Here is a 22,830-nt window from a genome sequence, read left to right as displayed (position 1 = left end):
AGCAGGTGGACGCCCCGGCAAGAGGCACGGAAGTGCCTTCTGGGGGTCGTGCGGCCCTGATGTTAAGATAACGTTTTCATCCCATTGGAAGATTTTCTCCCCATGCTGCCTGCGGTACCGTCAGGCAGCATGGAATTCACCGCCGATCCAAGGGCTGTCCCGTTTATGCCATACGGAGCATTCTTTGAGCCTCATGCAGCACCATTGTCACATCTAATCGTCAGGAAAAGCTCACTACCCCGCAGCCAGATCTTTACTTATTCACACCAGGCGGGGGAATACTAAAATCGTACATAGAGTGTATCAATATCCCTTAAACATAGGCTTCGACAAAGGCAGCTCCGGTGCCGAATCCGGAGGTACGGTCGACTTCCTGCTGGCCGGCCGGAACCCTACAGCAAGCCTAACATCGATGGGTGGAACATCCCTTGTCCACCCCCAAATCTAATTCCGAACCCAATGTTAAACCAAAGCCCGTCTTCGGGCGGCTCGTCCGCAGCAAGCATATTGAAGCAGAGGAGCCGGAAGCAGCTGCATCTCTTGCGTAGAACGATGCTCTTTGTTGTCTTTCACGCATGGGAGCCGAGCGGGACAGCTGCTAGGCAGAGGATTGCCGCATGCGATCAAACGGGCAAGCGAAGCGGTGACCTGGCGAAAGCCATTGACATTGTTGTCACATGTTTGAAAAGGCGGGGAGCGAGGCTGAAGCGTTGCTGCGGCATATGCTCCGCCGGATTGCTTTTACCGATGAAGAGAGGGGAACGATCCAGATGGCTTTTGAAAAAGAAATGTTGTTTTGGAACGAAAAATTCGGTAGCGACGATTATACCTTGACGCCGCTGCCTTACAGCAAAGCTCCAAGCTCCCTGGCGCCCATTATGAAAACCGTAGGCGGTTCGCTTTCGGAAAAAGCGGCGCAGCGCGTCCTTCAAATGAGCAAGGGCGCTCCGCTGGCCGCTTTTATGATTTTGCTCGCCGGTGTTCAGTCACTCTTGCATAAATACACAGGCGCTTCTGACATTCTGGTCGGCATGCCGGTTGTACGGAAACCGACGGAGACGCGTCGATCCGTTAATCATACGGTCATTTTGAAAAACTCGCTTTCGGCGGGTGCGACTTTTAAAACGCTTCTGAGCGAGCTGAGGACTTCCTTGCCGAGAGCGATTCAGCATCAACATATTCCGTTCTTGAAAATGACGGAGAAGCTGGACCTGCAATATGCAGACGGTATACCCGTCATCCATACGCTAGTATCCCTTAAGGAGCTGCATCTGGACGAAATCGGGCAAAATGTGGTCACGGATTGTTCCTTTGAATTCAGCTTAACCGACGGGACGATACAGCTAGCGCTGTCATATAACGAGCACTTATATGACTCCGAGTTTATGACTCGGGTCGTCGGCCATCTGAATCGCCTGCTGGCCGTGGGGCTTCACGAGTTGGAGATGGACATCGTGCGGGCGGACATGCTGTCGGAAGACGAGAAATTTCAATTGCTGCAAAGCTTTAACGATACCGAGAAGGACTATCCCCGTGATCGGACGATTCATCAGCTCGTGGAGGAGCAGGCGAAGCGGGTGCCCGAAGCGACGGCGGTTGTCTTTGAGGGGCGGCGGCTTTCGTACGCGGAGCTGAACGAACGGGCGAACCGGCTGGCGCGGACGTTGCGATCGGTCGGCGTGCTGCCCAATCAGCTGGTAGGCTTGATGGTCAGGAGATCGCTGGAGACGGTCGTTGGCATTCTGGCGGTTCTGAAAGCTGGCGGTGCCTACGTGCCGATCGACCCGGAATACCCGGAAGAACGCATCCGCTACATTCTGGAGAACTCGAATGCGCAGCTGCTGCTGACTCAACGGCACCTGCTGCAGCAGGTGCCGTTCGAAGGGACTGTGGTGGCGCTGGATGACGAGCAGGCCTACAGCGACGATGGCTCGAACCTGGAGCCGGCCAGCGGTCCGAACGATCTGGCTTATGTCATCTATACGTCAGGTACGACGGGCAATCCCAAAGGGGTCATGCTGGAGCATCGCGGTTTGGTCAGCTTGAAGCTGATGTTCGCGGACAGGCTGGGCATCACGGAGCATGACCGGATCGTTCAATTCGCCAGCCTGTCGTTCGACGCGTCCTGCTGGGAAGTGTTCAAAGCGCTCTATTTTGGCGCGGCTTTGTACATCCCGACGGCCGAGACGATTCTCGACAACCGCCTGTTCGAGAGTTATATGAACGAGCATGCGATTACGGCGGCGATTTTGCCTCCGACGTACAGTGCTTATTTGAACCCGGACCGCCTTCCCAGCTTAACGAAGCTCGTAACGGGAGGCTCGGCGGTATCGGCCGAATTCGTGCAGCAGTGGAAACGCAAGGTCCACTATTTCAATGCTTACGGCCCTACCGAAGCTTCGATTGTTACGACACTTTGGGATGCGGATGAGGAGCAGCCGGAGGGCAGAGTCATTCCGATCGGGCGCCCGCTGGCCAATCACCGGATTTTTATTTTGGATGCCCACCTGCAGCTTGTGCCTCCGGGAGTGGACGGCGAGCTGTGCGTGGCAGGCGTGGGGCTTGCGAGAGGTTACCTGAACCATCCGGAGCTGACGGCAGAGAAGTTCGTGGAACATCCGTTTGCGCCGGGAGAACGCCTTTACCGGACGGGAGATCTCGCCCGCTGGCTGCCGGACGGAAATATTGAGTACTTGGGTCGGATCGACCATCAGGTGAAAATCCGTGGATTCCGGATCGAGATCGGCGAGATTGAAGAGCAGCTTCTGAAGATCGACTCCGTGCAGGAGACGATCGTAATCGCGCGGGAAGGCAAAAGCGGGCAAGAACTGTGCGCTTACCTGGTCGCGGGGCGCCCGCTTACGCTCGGCGAGCTAAGAAGCGCGCTGGCGCAAAAATTGCCGAATTACATGATTCCGGCGCATTTTGTTCAGCTTCCGCAGATGCCGCTCACGCCGAACGACAAAATCGACCGCAAGGCTTTGCCCGCTCCGGAAGGAAACGCGCTGACCGGCGGCGCGTACGTAGCTCCCCGCAATGAAGCCGAGCGGACGCTTGCCGATGTGTGGCAGGCGGTATTGAACGCCGATCGCGTTGGGGTAACGGATCATTTCTTCGAGCTGGGCGGAGACTCGATCAAGTCCATTCAAGTATCTTCGCGGCTTCATCAAGCCGGCTACAAGCTGGAAATCCGGGATTTGTTCAAATATCCGACTATTTCACAGCTCAGCCTGCATGTGAAACCGATCGGACGTACCATTGATCAGGGCGAAATAACGGGTGAAACGGCGCTGACGCCGATTCAGCATTGGTTTTTCGAGAGCTCCTTTGCGGACCCGCATCATTTCAACCAGTCGGTGATGCTGTACCGGAAGGAACGCTTCGACGAAGAGACGGTGCGTCAGGTGCTGCAAAAGCTGGCCGAGCATCATGACGCCTTGCGGATGGTGTTCCGCAAGACGGAACAAGGGTTTAGCGCGCGGAACCGCGCGATTCAGGACGGCGGGCTGTTCACGCTGGACGTGTTCGACTTCAAGGATGCGGAGAATACCGCGCAGGCTGTGGAAGCGAAGGCAACGGACATTCAAGCGGGCATCGATCTGGAGAACGGGCCCCTCGTGAAGGCGGGACTGTTCCGGTGCGCGGACGGCGATCATTTGCTGCTCGCGGTTCATCATGCCGTGGTGGACGGCGTGTCTTGGCGCATTTTGATGGAGGATTTCGCTCTGGGTTACGAGCAGGCCGGCAAAAGCGAGGAAATTCGTTTCTCGGCGAAAACGGATGCGTACCGCACTTGGTCCGAGCAGTTAGCCGCTTACGCGCAAAGCCCGGAGATGGCGAAGGAACGGGCCTATTGGCAGGCCGTGGAACAAATTGCGGTTCCGGCCGTGCCGAAGGATCTGGAGGCGGACGTTACGACGCAGCAGGACAGCGAATCGCTGTTCGTCCGTTTGACTCCCGAAGAAACGGAGCTGCTGCTGAAGCGGGTTCACCGGGCCTACAACACCGAAATGAACGATATTTTGGTAACGGCGCTCGGCATAGCCGTTCGCAAGTGGACGGGACACGAACGGGTGCGGATCAATCTCGAAGGACACGGACGCGAATCGATCGGAACGGATATCGACATCACGCGCACAGTCGGCTGGTTTACGACCAAGTTTCCGGTCGTCCTGGAGCCAGAAACCGACCGGGATTTGGCCTATCAGATTAAACAGGTCAAGGAAAGCTTGCGCCGCATTCCGAACAAGGGGCTTGGGTACGGCGTATGCCGCTATCTCTCCAAATCGGAGGATGGCTTTGTTTGGGGCGCAGAGCCGGAAATTAATTTTAACTACCTCGGCCAGTTCGACGATGATGTCAATCAGGACGAGATCGGCATATCTTCTTATTCCAGCGGCAGCCCGGCCAGCGACCGGCAGGCCCGCAGCTTTGTGCTGGATATCAACGGCATGGTGCTGGACGGCACTTTATCGCTCGATCTCAGCTACAGCCGGAAGCAGTATCGCAAGGAAACGATGGAAGCCTTCGCTCAGCGGCTTGAGCAAAGTCTCCGAGAGCTCATTACCCACTGCGCAGGCAAAGAAAACACCGAATTGACGCCGAGCGACGTGCAATTTAAAGGCTTGACCATCGCGGAATTGGAGCAAATCGCCCAGCGCTCGGGCCATCTCGGGGAAATCGAAAATATTTACTCGCTTACGCCGATGCAGAAGGGCATGTGGTTCCACAGCGCGCTTGACCGGCAAACTGCCGCTTACTTCGAGCAGACGCGGTTTACGATGCGGGGAGCGCTCGACGTCCAGCTTTTCGAGAGGAGCTGGATGGAGCTTGCGAAACGTCATCTGGTGCTGCGGGCGAATTTTGTGAAAGGACCGGCGGGCGAGCCGCTGCAAATCATATACCGCGACAAGCCGGTCGGCTTTGAATATGAAGAGCTGCTTCATTTGCAGGTGGACGAGAAACAAGCGTATTTGGATAAAAAGGCCGAGGATGACAAGCTTCGCGGCTTCGACCTGGAACATGACGCGCTCGTTCGGGTTACGATCCTGCGCACCGAAGAGCAAAGCTATCATGTGCTGTGGAGTTTCCAGCATATTTTGATGGACGGCTGGTGCCTGGCGCAGCTGACGCAGGAGCTGTTTGAGACGTACTCGACCTTGGCATCCGGCAAGCAGCCAGCGGGAGATAAGGGATCGGATTATGGCGCCTATATCGAATGGTTGGAGAAACAGGACGATCAGGCGGCATCCGGCTATTGGACGGCATTCCTGTCAGGTTATGAAGGGCAAACTGTACTCCCGGGACAAAAGGAACCGGCGCTGAACGGCAGATTTACGGCTGATCACGTCACCGCCGAGCTGGGCAAGGAGTTGAGCGAGCGGATGGATCGGGTGGCGAAAGATCGCCTGGTTACGGTCAATACGCTGTTGCAAGCCGCTTGGGGCGTGATGCTGCAAAAATATAACGGAACAAACGATGCCGTATTCGGCAGCGTCGTGGCCGGAAGACCGGTGGAAATCCCGGGCATCGAGTCCATGATCGGGCTGTTCATCAATACGGTGCCTGTCCGCGTCACGAGCGAAGCGGGCACCGTGTTCGCTGATATGATGGCGAAACTCCAAGAGCGTGCGCTGGAGTCCGGGCGATATGATTACTATCCGCTGTATGAAATTCAAGCCCGCAGCGTGCAAAAGCAGAACCTGATCAACCATATCATCGCTTTCGAGAACTATCCGGTGGACGAGCAGATGGAGCAGGCGGGCGACCAGCAACACGGCGACCTGACGATCGCTGACGTTCAGATGGAGGAGCAGACGAACTATAACTTCAACGTGACCGTGGTGCCGGGAGCCGAGATCGAAATTCGGTTCGACTTTAACGCCGAAGTGTTCGATAAAGACAGCATCGAGCGGCTCAAGGGGCATCTCGTCCATCTGCTGGAGCAGGTGACGGATAACCCGGAAATTACAGTGGGCGAGCTGGAACTTGTGACGGAGGCGGAAAAGGCCGACCTTCTCGGACGTTTTAACGACACCACCACGGAATTTCCGCGCGGGAAGACGCTCGTTCAATTGTTCGAAGAGCAGGCGGAGCTTTACCCGGACAACGTGGCCGCTGTCATGAACGAGCGGCAGCTGACTTACCGCGAGCTGAACGAGCGATCCAACCGCCTTGCGCGGAAGCTGCGGGAGACGGGAGTAGAAGCGGACCAGCTGGTAGCGATTCTGGCCGAACGCTCGCTCGATATGGTCGTCGGCATTCTGGCGATTCTCAAAGCGGGCGGAGCCTACGTGCCTGTCGATCCCGACTACCCGGAGGAGCGCATCCGCTTCATGATCGAGGATTCGGGCGCGCCGTTATTGCTGATTCAAAAGCATCTGCACGAGAAGACTGACTTCGCAGGAACGCGCCTCGAATTGGATGATTTCGTTTGGAGGGACAGAGGGGCGGGCTCCGAAGGTGCGCTGGACGCTTCGAACCTGGAGCCGATTTCCGGGCCGGATAACCTGGCATATGTCATCTACACGTCGGGAACGACCGGCAGACCGAAAGGAACGCTGATCGAGCATAAGAACGTCGTGCGGCTCCTGTTCAACGACAAGAACCTGTTCGACTTCGGGCCGTCCGACACGTGGACGCTGTTCCACTCGTTCTGCTTCGATTTCTCCGTCTGGGAAATGTACGGAGCGCTGCTGTACGGAGGCAAGCTGGTCATCGTACCGCCGCTGACGGCGAAAAATCCGGCTGATTTCCTGGCGCTGCTGGGCCGCGAACAGGTCACGATTTTGAACCAGACGCCAACATACTTCTACCAGCTGCTGCGTGAGGTCTTGGCGGACCATCCGTACGATCTGCGGATTCGCAACGTCATCTTCGGGGGCGAAGCGCTGAGTCCGCTGCTGCTCAAGGGCTTCAAGACGAAGTACCCGGAGACGAAGCTGATCAATATGTACGGCATTACCGAGACGACGGTTCACGTGACGTATAAGGAAATAACGTGGGTCGAAATGGAGGCGGCGAAGAGCAATATCGGCAAGCCGATCCCGACGCTGAGGGTGTACGTCCTGGATGAAAACCGCCGCCCAGTGCCGATCGGCGTAGCGGGCGAAATGTACGTGGCCGGGGAAGGCCTTGCGAGAGGATACCTGAACCGTCCGGATCTGACGGCGGAGAAGTTCGTCGATTCCCCGTTTGCGGAGGGGGAGAAACTGTACCGCTCGGGCGACTTGGCGGCTTGGCTGCCGGACGGCAACATCGAATACCTGGGCCGAATCGATCACCAGGTCAAAATCCGCGGTTACCGGATCGAACTGGACGAAATCGAGACGCAGCTGCTGAACGTCGAGGGCGTGGAAGAAGCGGTGGTGCTTGCCCGTCAGGACGGCGGGGGCGAGAAGGCGCTTGTCGCCTACTTTGTGGCGGACCGGACACTGACGGTCAGCGAAATGAGAACCTCACTGGCCCAGGGAATGCCGGGGTACATGATCCCGTCGTACTTCGTGCAGCTGGAGCGCATGCCGCTGACGGCCAACGGCAAAGTAGACCGCAAAGCGCTGCCGGAGCCCCAAGGCAGCTTGCAGACGGGCGTCGAATATGTAGCACCGCGTAACCGGACGGAGTCCGAGCTTGTGAAGATCTGGGAGGAAGTGCTGGGTTACTCCGGTATTGGAGTCCTGGACAATTTCTTCGAGCTCGGAGGCCACTCCTTGCGGGCGACGAACCTTGTCAGCAAGATTCAGAAGGAAATGAACGTTGAGCTGCCTCTGCGCGACGTATTCCGCTACTCGACGATCGAAGAGATGGCTCTTGCCATCTCCCGGATCGGAGAGCAGTCGTTCTCGTCGATTCCGCTGGCAGGCGCAAGAGCATATTATCCGCTTTCCTCAGCTCAGAAGCGGTTGTTTATCCTGAATCAGCTGGAAGGGGCCGATCAGAGCTACAACATGCCGGGCGTGCTGCTGCTGGAAGGATCGATTGACCGGAGCCTGCTGGAGAAGGCTTTCCGCGGACTGATCGCACGGCACGAAACACTGCGAACCGGCTTTGAGATCGTACAAGGCGAAGCAATACAGCGCATTTACGAGAGCGTCGACTTTGCCGTCGAGTACCGTCATGCGAGCGAGGAAGAAGCGCCTGAAGTCGTGCAGGACTTCATCCGGCCTTTCGACTTGGCGAAGCCTCCGCTGCTGCGGGCGGAGCTCGTAGAGCTGGCAGCCGAACGTTATTTGCTGATGTTCGACATGCACCATATCGTCTCCGACGGGGTTTCGATGGACGTGTTAGTCGAGGAACTCGTTCGTCTGTACGGCGGCGAGTCATTAGAGCCTTTGCACATTCAATACAAGGACTATGCGGTATGGCAGCAGTCGGACGAGCAAAAAGTGCAGTTGAAACGCGAGGAAGCTTACTGGCTGGACCGTTACCGGGGCGAGCTGCCGGTTCTGGAAATGCCGACGGACTATCCGCGTCCTGCCGTGCAGAGCTTTGAGGGACAAACGCTGACGTCCTTCGTGGACGAGGCAACGAACGAAGGCTTGAAGCAGCTGGCCGCTCAAAGAGGAACGACGCTGTATATGGTGCTGCTTGCGGCATATACCGTGCTTTTGCATAAATACACAGGTCAGGACGATTTGATCGTCGGAACGTCGATTGCGGGCAGAACGCACGGAGACACGCAGCCTTTGATCGGAATGTTCGTCAATACGCTGGCGCTCCGCAATTATCCGGCTTCGGAGAAGACCTTCCTGTCGTATCTGGAAGAAGTGAAAGAAACGACCTTAGGCGCTTACGAGCATCAGAATTATCCGTTCGAAGAGCTCGTTGATAAAGTGCAGGTCAGCCGGGATTTGAGCCGCAACCCGCTGTTTGACACGATGTTCTCCCTACAAAACTTGGAGGATAAAGAGTTTGAGCTGGAAGGGCTGAAATTGTCCCCGTACCCTAGCGAATACGGCACGGCCAAGTTCGACCTGAGTGTGGATGTTACGGAAGAAAACGGCGGCCTGGAGTGCAGTTTTGAATTCGCAACGGCTCTTTATAAAGAAAGCACGATCCGGCGGCTGTCGACTCATTTCGGACATTTGCTTGCGGCGATCGTAAGCTGTCCGGATGCGAAGATTGCCGAGCTGAACTTGTTGACGGCAGAGGAAAAAGAGCAAATTCTCGGCGCGTTTAACCCGGCGCAGCCGGAAGCGGCTCCTGTGGCAGCGTTCCACCGGCTGTTCGAGGAACAGGCGGAGCGCACGCCGGAAGAGGCGGCCGTCGTGTACGAGAACGAGCGGCTGACGTATGCGGAGCTGAACGAGCGGGCGAACCGCTTGGCGGCCACGCTGCGCGCAAGCGGCATCGGCCGGGAGACGATCGTCGGCATTCTCGCCGAGCGTTCGGTGAACTTGCTGGTGGCTGTGCTGGCCGTCTGGAAAGCGGGCGGGGCGTATGTGCCGCTCGATCCGGATTATCCGGCGGACCGCGTGCGGTTCATGCTTGAAGACAGCGGAGCGAAGGTACTGCTGACGCAAACGCCGCTGCGAGAGCGTGCCGAAGCCTGGCTCGGCGAAGAGGAGCTGGCGCTGGCGGCGGTGCTGTACCTGGACGACGAAGCGTCGTACAGCGAGGAGCGGGCGAATGCGCCGATTGTCTCCGGCATGGTCTCCGGCAAGCTGACGGATGCTGTGGACGACGGCGATGAGAGCCATCAGAATGTTGGCACCGACAGCTTCCATGAAGCCCGTCCGGAGGACCTGGCGTACGTGATCTATACGTCGGGAACGACGGGCAAGCCGAAGGGCGTGATGATCGAGCACCTCAGCCTGGTGAACACGGCGGCGGGCTATCGGCGGGAATACCGGTTGGATCAGTTCCCGGTGCGGCTGCTGCAGCTGGCAAGCTTCTCGTTCGACGTGTTCGTGGGAGATATCGCGCGGACGCTGTACAACGGAGGCACGATGGTGATTGTGCCGAAGGACGACCGGATCGATCCGTCTCGTCTGCACTACTGGATCAGCCAGCAACAAGTGACGATCTTCGAATCGACACCGGCGCTGATCGTGCCGTTCCTGCAGTACGTGCACGAGCAGCGGCTGGATATGAGCTGGATGGAGCTGTTAATCACGAGCTCGGACAGCTGCAGCGTGGCGGATTACCGGACCTTGCAGGAACGCTTCGGCTCGTTGTTCCGGATCATCAACGCTTACGGCGTGACGGAAGCGGCGATCGACTCAAGCTTCTACGACGAGGAGCTGGCGAAGCTGCCGCAGACAGGCCATGTGCCGATTGGCAAAGCGTGGCTGAATGCGAAATTCTACATCGTGGACGCGCATCTGAACCCGGTGCCGGTCGGGGTGCTGGGCGAGCTGGTCATCGGCGGAGTCGGAGTGGCGCGCGGGTACTTGAACCGTCCGGAGCTGACAGAAGAGAAGTTCGTAGACAGCCCGTTCGCCGCGGGCGAGCGGCTGTACCGCACGGGAGACTTGGCGCGGTGGATGGAGGACGGCAACGTGGACTTCATCGGCCGGATCGACAACCAGGCGAAAATCCGGGGCTACCGGATCGAGACGGGCGAGATCGAGTCGCAGCTGCTGCGGGTGGAAGGTGTGCGCGAAGCGGTGGTGCTGGTTCGAAGTGACGCGAACGGGCAGAAGGCGCTATGCGCGTATTACACGCCGGATGCCGGAGCGGAGCTGGCGGTGAACGATTTGCGCAGCGCGCTGGCGCAGGAGCTGCCGGGCTACATGATCCCGTCGTACTTCGTGGAGCTGGAGCGCCTGCCTCTGACGCCGAACGGAAAGATTGACCGGAAGGCGCTGCCGGCGCCGGAAGGGGAAGCGGGAAGCGGAACGGAGTACGTCGCACCGCGCAATGAGCTGGAAACGAAGCTGGCGGCGATTTGGCAGGAGGTGCTGGGGCTTGCGAAGGAGATTGGCATTCACGACAACTTCTTCGACATCGGCGGCCACTCCCTGCGGGCGACGACGCTGGTCAGCAAGATTCATAAAGAGTTGAACGTGGATCTGCCGCTGCGTGACGTGTTCCGCCATTCCATGATCGAGAGCATGGCATCCGCCATTTCCCGGCTGGATGAGCAGACATTCGTTGCCATTCCGGTGGCGGATGACCGGGAGGTGTACCCGCAATCTTTTGCTCAAAAACGTCTCTTTATCCTGAATCAACTGGAAGGCGCGGAGCTTAGCTACAACATGCCGGAAGCGATGCTGCTGGAGGGTGCTTTGGATCGGACAAGGTTCGAAGAAGCGTTCCGTAAGCTCGTGGCGCGGCATGAAATGCTGCGCACCGGGTTCGAAATGGTGGATGGCGAAGCATCGCAGCGGTTATACCATGACGTGAATTTTGCTGTGGAGTTCTATCGAGTGGATGAGCAAGAGGCCGAAGAGACGGTTCGCCGTTTCGTCCGTTCGTTTGACTTGGCGAAGCCTCCGCTGCTGAGGGTAGGCCTTATCGAGCTGGCTCCGGAACGCCATATTCTAATGTACGACATGCATCATATTATTTCCGACGGCGTCTCGATGGAAATCTTTGTTGAAGAATTCGTCCGCTTGTACGGCGGCGAGCAATTGGAGCCTCTGCGCGTTCAGTACAAAGACTACACCGTTTGGCAGCATTCGCAGGAGCAGAAGGAACGGCTTCAGCGTCAGGAGGCGTACTGGCTGGACATGTTCCAAGGCGAGCTTCCGGTGCTGGAAATGCCGACGGACTATCCGCGTCCGGCCGTGCAGAGCTACGAAGGCCAAACGCTGGAGTTTTTCTTCGACGCTTCGAAAACCGACGGCCTGAAGCAGCTGGCCTCGGAAACGGGCACAACGCTGTTTATGGTGCTGCTTGCGGCGTATAACGTCCTTCTGCATAAATATTCAGGTCAGGAAGACGTGATCGTCGGTACGCCGATTGCCGGAAGGAATCATGGGGATGTGCAGCCGTTGATCGGGATTTTCTTAAACACGCTGGCTATCCGCAGTTATCCGGCTTCGGAGAAGACATTCCTGTCATACCTGAACGAAGTCAAAGAAACGACCCTCCACGCCTTCGAGCATCAAAACTATCCGTTCGAAGAATTGGTGGACAAGGTGCAAGTCACCCGTGATTTAAGCCGCAATCCGCTCTTCGACACGCTGTTTACAATGCAGAATACGGAGAACGAGGAATTTGAGCTGGAAGGGCTTCGCCTGATTCCTTATCCGAGCGCACTGGATACCGCGAAGTTTGATATCAGCTTGGATGTGGGCGAGGAGAACGGCGGCTTGGATTACAGCTTCGAATATGCGACGGCTCTCTACAAAAGGGAGACGATCGAACGGCTGGCGAAACATTACGAGCAGCTGCTCGTAACGATCGTAAGCCGTCCGGATGCGAAGATCGCCGAGCTGAACTTGCTGACGGCAGAGGAAAAAGAACAAATTCTCGGCGCGTTTAACCCGGCGCAGCCGGAAGCGGCTCCTGCGGCCGCGTTCCACTGGCTGTTCGAGGAACAGGCGGAGCGCACGCCGGAAGCGGAGGCCGTCGTGTACGAGAACGACCGGCTTACGTATGCGGAGCTGAACGAGCGGGCGAACCGCTTGGCGGGCACGCTGCGCGCAAGCGGCATCGGCCGGGAGACGATCGTCGGCATTCTCGCCGAGCGTTCGGTGGACTTGCTGGTGGCCGTGCTGGCCGTCTGGAAAGCGGGCGGTGCGTATGTGCCGCTCGACCCGGATTATCCGGCGGACCGCGTGCGGTTCATGCTTGAAGACAGCGGAGCGAAGGTGCTGCTGACGCAAACGCCGCTGCGAGAGCGTGCCGAAGCCTGGCTCGGCGAAGAGGAGCTGGCGCTGGCGGCGGTGCTGTACCTCGACGACGAAGCGTCGTACAGCGACGAGCGGGCGAATGCGCCGCTGGAAGCGGATGATCACTTGCACGAATGTCGTCCAGAGGACCTGGCGTACGTGATCTACACGTCGGGAACGACGGGCAAGCCGAAGGGCGTGATGATCGAGCACCGCAGCCTGGTGAACACGGCGGCGGGCTACCGGCGGGAATACCGGTTGGACCAGTTCCCGGTGCGGCTGCTGCAGCTCGCAAGCTTCTCGTTTGACGTGTTCGTGGGAGATATCGCGCGGACGCTGTATAACGGAGGCACGATGGTGATTGTGCCGAAGGACGATCGGATCGATCCGTCTCGTCTGCACTACTGGATTGAGCGGGAGCGGGTCACAATCTTCGAATCGACGCCGGCGCTGATCGTGCCGTTCCTGGAGTACGTGCACGAGCAGCAACTGGACATGAGCCGGGTGGAGCTGTTGATCACGAGCTCGGACAGCTGCAGCGTGGCGGATTACCGGACCTTGCAGGAACGCTTCGGCTCGTTGTTCCGGATCATCAACGCATACGGCGTGACGGAAGCGGCGATCGACTCAAGCTTCTACGACGAGCCGCTGACGAAGCTGCCGCAGACAGGCCATGTGCCGATCGGCAAAGCGTGGCTGAATGCGAAATTCTACATCGTGGACGCGTATCTGAACCCGGTGCCGGTCGGGGTGCTGGGCGAGCTGGTCATCGGCGGAGTCGGGGTGGCGCGCGGGTACTTGAACCGTCCGGAGCTGACGGAAGAGAAGTTCGTAGACAGCCCGTTCGCCGCGGGCGAGCGGCTGTACCGCACAGGAGACTTGGCGCGGTGGATGGAGGACGGCAACGTGGACTTCATCGGCCGGATCGACAACCAGGCGAAAATCCGGGGCTACCGGATTGAGACGGGCGAGATCGAGTCGCAGCTGCTGCGGGTGGAAGGCGTGCGCGAAGCGGTGGTGCTGGTTCGAAGTGACGCGAACGGGCAGAAGGCGCTATGCGCGTATTACACGCCGGATACCGGAGCGGAGCTGGCGGTGAACGATTTGCGCAGCGCGCTGGCGCAGGAGCTGCCGGGCTACATGATCCCGTCGTACTTCGTGGAGATGGAGCGCCTGCCTCTGACGCCGAACGGAAAGATTAACCGGAAGGCGCTGCCGGCGCCGGAAGGGGAAGCGGGAAGCGGAACGGAGTACGTCGCACCGCGCAATGAGCTGGAAACGAAGCTGGCGGCGATTTGGCAGGAGGTGCTGGGGCTTGCGAAGGAGATTGGCGTTCACGACAACTTCTTCGACATCGGCGGCCACTCCCTGCGAGCGACAACGCTGGCGGGCAAGGTATTTAAGGAATTAAACGTCAACCTGCCGCTGCGCGACGTATTCCGTCACTCGACGATTGCGGCGATGGCCGAGGCGATCGCCCGGATGGAACGGCGGGAGCATGAGGCCATTCCTCAAGCTGAGGAGAGAGAGTACTACCCTCTGTCCTCCGCCCAGAAACGGCTGTTCATTCAGCACACGCTGGATGGAGCGGATCAGCTTTACAACATGCCGGAGCTGGTGCAGGTGGAAGGCGAGTTTGATTTAGACCGGTTGGAAGCCGCCTTGCGGAAATTGATAACACGGCATGAATCGCTGCGCACCGGTTTTGAAATCGTGAAGGGCGAAGCGGTTCAGCGGATTTACCCGCAGGTCGATTTTGCTATCGAGCATCATCAAGCGGATAAAGAAGATGCGGCTCAAATCGAGCAGATCGTCCGCAGCTTCGTTCGTCCGTTTGATCTCGGCAAGCCGCCGCTGCTGCGAGCCGGGGTCATCGAGCTGGAGTCGAACCTGCATATTCTCCTTTTCGACATGCACCATATGGTGTCCGACGGCGTATCGATGGCGATTGTGATCGATGAGTTCTCAAGTTTCTACGCCGGGGAAGAACTGCCGCCACTGCGCATTCAATACAAGGATTATGCCGTTTGGCAGCAGTCGAAGGCCCACCGAGAGCGGATCGGGCGGCAGGAAGCGTACTGGCTGCAAACCTTCGAAGGCGAGCTGCCGACGGCGGACCTGCCGATGGACTACGAACGGTCTGCGGCTCGCAGCTACGAAGGCGCGCATCTGGAGTTCGACGTCGAAGCTTCTCTCTCTGCGCGGCTGCGCGAATTGGCGGCCGAGCGTGAAAGCACGCTGTTCATGGTGCTGCTTGCGGCTTATACCGTGCTGCTGTCCAAGTACAGCGGGCAGGAGGACTTGGTCGTGGGCACCCCGGTGGCGGGAAGAACGAACGCCGATTTGGAAGCGGTCATCGGGATGTTTGTCAATACGCTGGCGATCCGCAATCGTCCGTCGGACGACAAAACGTTCTTGTCCTACCTGGAAGAAGTGAAGGAAACGGCTTTGGGTGCTTTCGAGAACCAGGATTATCCATTCGAGGAGCTCGTGGAGCGTTTGAATGTGAAGCGGGAGCCGGGCCGCTTCCCGCTGTTCGATGCCGTTTTCGACTTGCAAAATATCGAAGAACGAGACGCCGAGCTGGAAGGGGTCAGCCTGAAGACTTACGAGCTTGACCATTTGGAAGAAGCGAAGTTCGATCTGACGCTATTTATGTATGAAAACAACGGGGCGCTGAGCGGAGGCTTCTTCTACGCCACCAAGCTGTTCAAAGAAGCGATGATCCGCACCTTGACCGAGGATTACCTGCGGGTACTGTCTCAAATTGCGGAAAATCCACAACTTGAGCTAAGCAGGATTGAATGTCATAAACCGGCGGCAGGCGCAAAGAGTGCCGTCGATACGATCGAATTCGCGTTCTAATCCTACAAGCGCGCCTCCGCCGTCAAACGAAAGCGGCGCGCATCCCAAGGAAGACGGCGAACAACGTCCAAGCCCGTAAACGCGCAGGCCGAAAGCAAGCTTTTTCGGACCTGCGCCAGGGCATGCGGTCACTTCATTTTTAGGGGAGGTACAAATGAAATCTTTGTTTGAAAAGGAAGAACGGTACTGGAGCGGCAAGTTTGATGCCGATGACAGCCTGAGCTTCCTTCCCTACAGTCAATCCTCCAAATTATCCGCCGACGGGGAAGCTGCGGCCGAGCCGGGCTTGCTTCACCGTACTCTGCCGAGCGAACTCTCAGAGAGAATCATTTGCCTCGCCAACGGTTCGGATTTGGCTTTGTACATGATTGTTTTGGCAGGAGTAAAAAGCCTGCTGTTCAGATATACCGGGCGGGACCAAGTGCTGGTGGGCATGCCTTCTTATAGCGCAGACCCTGACGGGACTCCGCCGCCGCAGGACATTTTGGTAATCAAGACGTCCGTAAGCCACCAGACTACGCTGAAAACGCTGCTCGGGGGCATCAAAGCCTCCATCGGCGAGGCGCTGGAGCATCAGCACCTGCCTTTTCGGAAAATGGTGGAGCCGCTCCATCTGGACTATACGGGGGACGGCCTACCAATCATCAACACCGTCGCATCCTTTGCACCGATTCATCCGGAACCGCTGGGCAACCGGGTGGCGGCCGATACGGTTTTTCGCTTCGACCGCCAAAACCATTCCATCGAGCTGGAAATAAGCTTTGACGGGCAGTGGTACGAGCGGGCATTTGTGGAACAGGCGGCCGACCATCTTGTTCGGCTGCTGTCCGTGCTTTTATTTCAGCCGGATCTGGAGCTCGGACAAGCCGATGTGCTGTCCCCAGACGAGAGGGAGACGCTGCTGAAGCGATTTAATGACACCGAAACCGGGTTCGAGCGGGGGAAAACGATTTACGGCTTGTTCGAAGAACAGGCGGAGCTTTACCCGGACAACGTGGCCGCCGTCATGAACGAGGGGCAGTTGACCTACCGCGAGCTGAACGAGCGATCCAACCGCCTTGCGCGGAAGCTGCGGGAGACGGGAGTAGAAGCGGACCAGCTGGTAGCGATTCTGGCCGAACGCTCGCTCGATATGGTTGTGGGCATTCTGGCGATTCTCAAAGCGGGCGGAGCCTACGTGCCTGTCGATCCCGACTACCCGGAGGAGCGCATCCGCTTCATGATCGAGGATTCGGGCGCGCCGTTATTGCTGATTCAAAAGCATCTGCACGAGAAGACCGACTTCGCAGGAACGCGCCTCGAATTGGACGATTTCGTTTGGGGCGACAGAGGGGCGGACGCCGCCGATGCGCTGGACGCTTCGAACCTGGAGCCGATTTCCGGGCCGGGCAACCTGGCTTATGTCATCTACACGTCGGGAACGACCGGCAGACCGAAAGGAACGCTGATCGAGCATAAGAACGTCGTGCGGCTCCTGTTCAACGACAAGAACCTGTTCGACTTCGGGCCGTCCGACACGTGGACGCTGTTCCACTCGTTCTGCTTCGATTTCTCCGTCTGGGAAATGTACGGAGCGCTGCTGAACGGAGGCAAGCTGGTCATCGTACCGCCGCTCACGGCGAAAAATCCGGTCGATTTCCTGGCGCTGCTGGGCCGCGAACAGGTCACGATTTTGAACCAGACGCCAACGTACTTCTACCAGCTGCTGCGTAAGGTCTTGGCGGACCATCCGTACGATCTGCGGATTCGCAACGTCATCTTCGGGGGCGAAGCGCTCAGTCCGCTGCTGCTCAAGGGCTTCAAAACGAAGTACCCGGAGACGAAGCTGATCAATATGTACGGCATTACCGAGACGACGGTTCACGTGACGTATAAGGAAATCACGTGGGTCGAAATGGAGGCGGCGAAGAGCAATATCGGCAAGCCGATCCCGACGCTGAGGGTGTACGTCCTGGATGAAAACCACCGCCCTGTGCCGATCGGCGTAGCGGGCGAAATGTACGTGGCCGGGGAAGGGCTTGCGAGAGGATACCTGAACCGCCCGGATCTGACGGCGGAGAAGTTCGTCGATTCCCCGTTTGCGGAGGGGGAGAAACTGTACCGCTCGGGCGACTTGGCGACTTGGCTGCCGGACGGCAACATCGAATACCTGGGACGGATCGACCACCAGGTCAAAATCCGCGGGTACCGGATCGAGCTGGACGAAATCGAGACGCAACTGCTGAAGATCGCCGCCGTGCAAGAAGCCAAGGTGCTCGACTGCGACGACGCGAACGGCCAAAAGCAGCTTGTCGCTTACTATGTCGCGGAAACGAGGCTGGCGGCGCATGAACTCAAGGAGGAGCTCGCCAAGCAGCTTCCGGGGTATATGATTCCTTCGTACCTCGTGCAGCTTTCGGGGATGCCGCTGACCCCGAACGGGAAAATCGACCGCAAAGCGCTGCCCGCGCCGGAGGAAGCCGCGGTCGGAGGAGCGGAATATGTCGCGCCGAGAACGCTGCTTGAAATGAAGATCGCCCGCGTCTGGCAGGATACGCTTGGCGTTCCGCAGGTCGGCGTAAAGGATAACTTTTTTGAGTTGGGTGGCAATTCGTTAAGTCTGATGAGGCTCGTTCAAGCCGTTTATGATGAAACGGGATTTGAGATACCGCTGAACCGCCAATTCCATAATGTAACAGTTGAAGCCATGGCTTTCGGAGAGGGGGATCTCGGCCTGGATAAAGGAGGAGACTCCTTCATTAAGCTGAATAAAGCAGGAGATCTGAACGTGTTCTGCTTCCCTCCGGGCAGCGGCTTCGGCATCGGTTATCGAGAGCTCGCAAGCAGGCTCGACGGCCGGTTCGTGCTCTACGGCATTGATTTTATCGACGATGCCGTCGATTACAAGGCCATGCTGAACCGTTATGTGGACGAGATCGTCCGCATCCAGCCGGAAGGACCTTACGTGCTGCTCGGCTACTGCTTCGGAGGCAACCTGACGTTCGAGGTAGCCAAAACGATGGAGAAAAGAGGGTATTCCGTAACGGACGTGCTCATGGTGGACTCGTGGATTAAGGACGCGCTGACGCCTTCCGAAACGTCGGAGAAAGAGCTTGAAGAAATGCTTGCTGATTTCGACGAAGAAGAGAAGGAATTAATGAGCAACCCGCTCGTGCGGGAGCGGGTTCATCGGAAGGTCAAAGCGACCTTGGCGTACGAAGCGCAGCTTATTAATTCCGGCACGATCCCGGCCCGGATTTACGAACTGATTGCGAAGGACAGCGAAGCGTTCCGCTTGAAGTACCAATTGCCTTCCTGGCGGGGGGCAACGACGCAAGCTTATGCCGATTACCGGCTGGAGGGCGCGCACGAGGAATTGCTGGAACTCGCGCGCGTGGAAGAAACGGCCGTCGTCATCCGGGACATCTTAGAGCAAGTCAAGCGGCAAATCGAAGCGGAGGCCGGGGTACTGCATGGAAGCTGACCGGCAGCCGTCTGTTCTAGAACAAGGCACAGCGGCGTCTTCCAGGCGCCAAACCGCTTACGCCGCCTGGAAAGCGTTCCGCTGGCTGATGTCCTATGTAAGCCGTCACAAAGGCTGGATGATCGTCGGTATCTTGTCCGCGATTGCCGCCGCCGTTATTGAGGTATGGACGGGAAGTTTGATCGAGCAGCTGACCACCCAGGCCGAGAAGGGGGCGGGGCCAGTCGTTCTGCAAATCGTGTACACGGTCTTTGTGGTCATCTTGATCGGTGTGCCGGCGAAGTTTTTCATGAGCTTCGGCGTGGAGCGAAGCAGCGCCTCTGCGGTGCAGGATATCCGCAATCATGTCATGCGTCATATCGGCAAACTCCCGGTCTCCTATTTGGAAAAGCAGCATTCCGGCGACGTGTTGTCGCGGGTCAACAACGACCTGCAGCTCATCCAGCAGTTTATGGTTCGGGACTTCGCCCAGTGGTTTTATCATCCGCTTTTGTTCATCGGCTGTTTCGCTTATTTGATCTACCTCCAATGGGAGCTGATGTTGTACAGCCTGCTGTTATTTCCCTTAGCGCTGCTGGTTTCCCAATGGATCGGCAAGCAGTTGGAGCGGTTAACGGAGGAAGCCCAGGTGAACATGGGCCGAATGAACGTCAACCTCCAGGATACGCTCGGGGGTATGCCTATTGTAAAAAGCTATCTGCTATCCGGCATGTTATCTCGCTCCTACCAAGTGCTGCTGCAATTGACGGCCCAAAAAAAGCTGGCCGTGAAAAAGCGGGAAGCCTGGGTCAACCCGCTGCTTTCCACGCTGATGATCAGCCCGATCATTTTCGCCGTCAGTTACGGAAGCTATTTGATCTACAACGGGCAGCTAGGTGCGGGAGAGCTGATTGCCTTCCTGTACTTGCTGAATCTGTGTCTGGAGCCGCTGGAGCATATTCCCGAGCTCATCACGCGGACGTTCGAAATGTCCGGTGCCCTGAGAAGGGTCTCCGAAATCGTCGAGCAGCCGACCGAAACGGAAAATGGCCGTTCGCTTCCGAAAGCAAGCGCCGCCCCCATCGAGTTTCAGAACGTAACCTTCGGGTATGAGGAGAACTCCCCGATTCTGCGGAATGTCAGCTTCTCAGTGCCGGAAGGAAAGACGATCGGGCTTGTCGGAGCGAGCGGCGGAGGGAAGAGCACGGTGTTTAAGCTTGTATGCGGCTTTTATCCACTTCCGGAGGACCAGGGAGAAATCCGCGTGTTCGGCAGCCTGATCCACGGCGCCGATCCGGAGCAGCTTCGGTCGTATTTTTCCGTGGTAACCCAGGATTCATATTTGTTTAGCGGCACGATCGCCGAAAATATCGGCTACGGGCGGGAAGAAGCGTCGATGGACGAGATTATCGAAGCCGCCAAAGCCGCTCAGGCGCATTCCTTCATTATGCAGCTTCCTGGCGGCTATCAGACGTATGTCGGAGAGCGCGGAGGCTTTTTGTCCGGCGGGCAGCGCCAGCGCATTGCAATGGCCCGGGCTTTTCTGAAGGATGCTCCCGTTCTGCTGCTGGACGAGCCAACGTCGGCTCTTGATCCGGAGTCGGAAAGCGCGGTTCAGGAAGCGCTTAACATATTGCTGAAGCAGAGAACGACGATGGTTATTGCCCACCGGCTTTCCACAGTACAAAACGCCGACGAAATTTGGGTCATGGAACAAGGAAATATTGTGGAAAAGGGCACTCATGAACAATTGCTGGAGATGAAGGGACTGTACGCCCAGTCGTACTACCAGGAATTTACCAAGTCTGCCGAACGCAGGGAGGTGGCGTACACTTGAAAAAGGGCGGATGGCTCTCGCAAGTGAAAGAACTCTGCTACTTGCTGACGTTTATGAACGGCAAGCGCAAAACCCAGTACGCTATTGGCCTGGTCGTGACGGCGCTCTCCCAGACATTGTTCCTGATCGCCTTCAGCTTGGTCGTACAAAACTTGGTTGATTTCTCCGTGTCCCGAGATACGTCCCTGATGGTGGAAGCCTTTATTATTTTGGGCGTGTCCCTGTTCCTGGAAAATATAGTTTCTCCCTGGTTCATTTACTTATACCAGCGCAGTGTCGAGCTGACTGTGCTGAATATCCGCGAACGTCTTTATGACAAGCTGTGCCGGGTGCGGCCGAAATTTCTGGAGCAGACGCACCATGGGGACTTGCTGTCGCGAGTGAACAACGACGTAACGACCGTTGAGTTTACATTCTCGCAGGTTTACTTCGTTTTGCTGCTTCAGGTTGTCTTTTGCATCGGCTCCATTGTCTCCATGGTGTTGATCGATTGGCGTTTTGCCGGCGTATCCTTTGTCATTCTGCTGCTGTCCTCCGTGGTCAGCCTGAAATTTGCGCGGGATGTTCGCGTCTTGTCCGAACAAGGCTTGCAAACGCTCGGTAAAATGACCGAAAAATTCAAAGATTTTATGGGCGGCATTCAATTGGTGAAGCTGTTCCGCATCCGCACGATTTACGGCCAGTACGAGGCGTTGAACGAACAAATGACGCAGACGCTTCGGCAAACGGCGCAGAAGAACGGCATGCAGGCTGCGGTGAACCATTTTATCAGCTACGTCACGTTCTGCGGCATCATCGTCATCGGCAGTCTTCTTTATGCCTACGGATTGATGGGGATGGGAAGCGTCGCCGCCCTGGCGGTTCTGCAAGTGAATCTGACGCACGCCTTGTTGAACTTGGGGATGGTTCTGTCGATGATCCAAAATTCGCTCGCGGGCGCTCACCGGATTCAAGAGGTACTAAGAGAGGAAGAGGAACCGGAGCGTTTGGGATCTCCTCACAGCGAGCTCGTGTCGGAGGCTGCGGTGGAGTTTCGCGATGTGGAATTTTCCTATCAGGCGGATAAAAAGGTGCTTGTCGACATGTCCATGCAGGTGTTTCCCGGCCAGGTCGCCGCTATCGTGGGGGCCAGCGGCAGCGGCAAAAGTACGCTGATCAAGCTGCTGCTCGGCTTTTATCCTGTGGACAGCGGAGAAATCCTGCTCCAAGGCAAACCGTTCGGCCATTACACGCTGGACGAAATCCGCAGGCAGATTGCATACGTTCCGCAGGAGCCGTTCTTGTTTACCGGCACGATTGAGGAAAACATCCGCTACGGCAACCCGGATGCAACGGATGAAGAAGTGATCGAAGCGGCCAAAGCGGCGTACGCTCACCATTTCATTCAGGAACTTCCTGAACAGTATAAAACGCCGGTGGGAGAGAGAGGAGCGTCGTTGTCGGGCGGACAAAGGCAGCGAATTGCGATCGCCCGGGCGATTCTCAAAAACGCTCCGATTCTGCTGCTGGACGAAGCGACTTCCGCGCTGGATAATGAATCCCAGCATTGGGTACAGCAGGCCCTGAACGTATTGATGAAGGGGCGCACCACCATTCTGATCGCCCACCGTCTCAGCACCGTGGAACATGCGGATTTGATTACCGTCATGAACCAAGGGACGGTCGTCGAGCGGGGCCGCCATCAGGACCTGCTGGCGCTCGGGGGTTATTACGCCCGGCTGTACGGCTAGACCCGCTTTACGGCGGGCGGCTTCCTGCTTGCGAATGCGACAGAGTCTTTTAGTAATCCGAGGTATGACTTTATAACCGGTAGTTACCAGAAAACGTAGACACGAAAAAGGAGGAAGAGTCCGAAGGAGCCGTTCCGGGAATGGCCTGCGCGGTTCTTCTAAGAGTGACTAAGTGAC

Annotated in this window: 4 protein-coding genes; all 4 read left to right on the top strand. The window is 57.4% G+C overall.

Annotated elements, in window-relative coordinates; translation table 11 throughout:
* The first annotated feature begins 677 nt into the window (after nucleotides 1-677).
* The 4 genes from MKY24_RS23355 (at nucleotide 678) to MKY24_RS23340 (ending at nucleotide 22,653) form a co-directional block, all read left to right on the top strand.
* Nucleotides 678-15,644 (top strand): amino acid adenylation domain-containing protein, encoded by a 14,967-nt coding sequence (locus tag MKY24_RS23355; RefSeq protein ID WP_339200986.1) that lies wholly within the window; start codon nucleotides 678-680, stop codon nucleotides 15,642-15,644.
* A gap of 154 nt (nucleotides 15,645-15,798) precedes the next feature.
* Complete coding sequence (locus tag MKY24_RS23350) at nucleotides 15,799-19,107, top strand: amino acid adenylation domain-containing protein (RefSeq protein WP_338532881.1); 3,309 nt, start codon at nucleotides 15,799-15,801, stop codon at nucleotides 19,105-19,107.
* Nucleotides 19,097-20,923, top strand: a complete 1,827-nt coding sequence (locus MKY24_RS23345; protein WP_028542658.1) for an ABC transporter ATP-binding protein — start codon at nucleotides 19,097-19,099, stop codon at nucleotides 20,921-20,923. Before MKY24_RS23350 ends, MKY24_RS23345 begins: the two co-directional genes overlap by 11 nt.
* Nucleotides 20,920-22,653 (top strand): ABC transporter ATP-binding protein, encoded by a 1,734-nt coding sequence (locus tag MKY24_RS23340; protein WP_028542659.1) that lies wholly within the window; start codon nucleotides 20,920-20,922, stop codon nucleotides 22,651-22,653. The genes MKY24_RS23345 and MKY24_RS23340 overlap by 4 nt, the downstream gene beginning before the upstream one ends.
* Nucleotides 22,654-22,830 lie beyond the last annotated feature (177 nt).

Origin of the sequence: Paenibacillus sp. FSL P2-0322, from assembly GCF_037975315.1 — a bacterium.
Classification (GTDB): Bacteria; Bacillota; Bacilli; order Paenibacillales; family Paenibacillaceae; genus Paenibacillus; species Paenibacillus polymyxa_B.
This window is presented reverse-complemented; position numbering and strand designations above follow the sequence as displayed.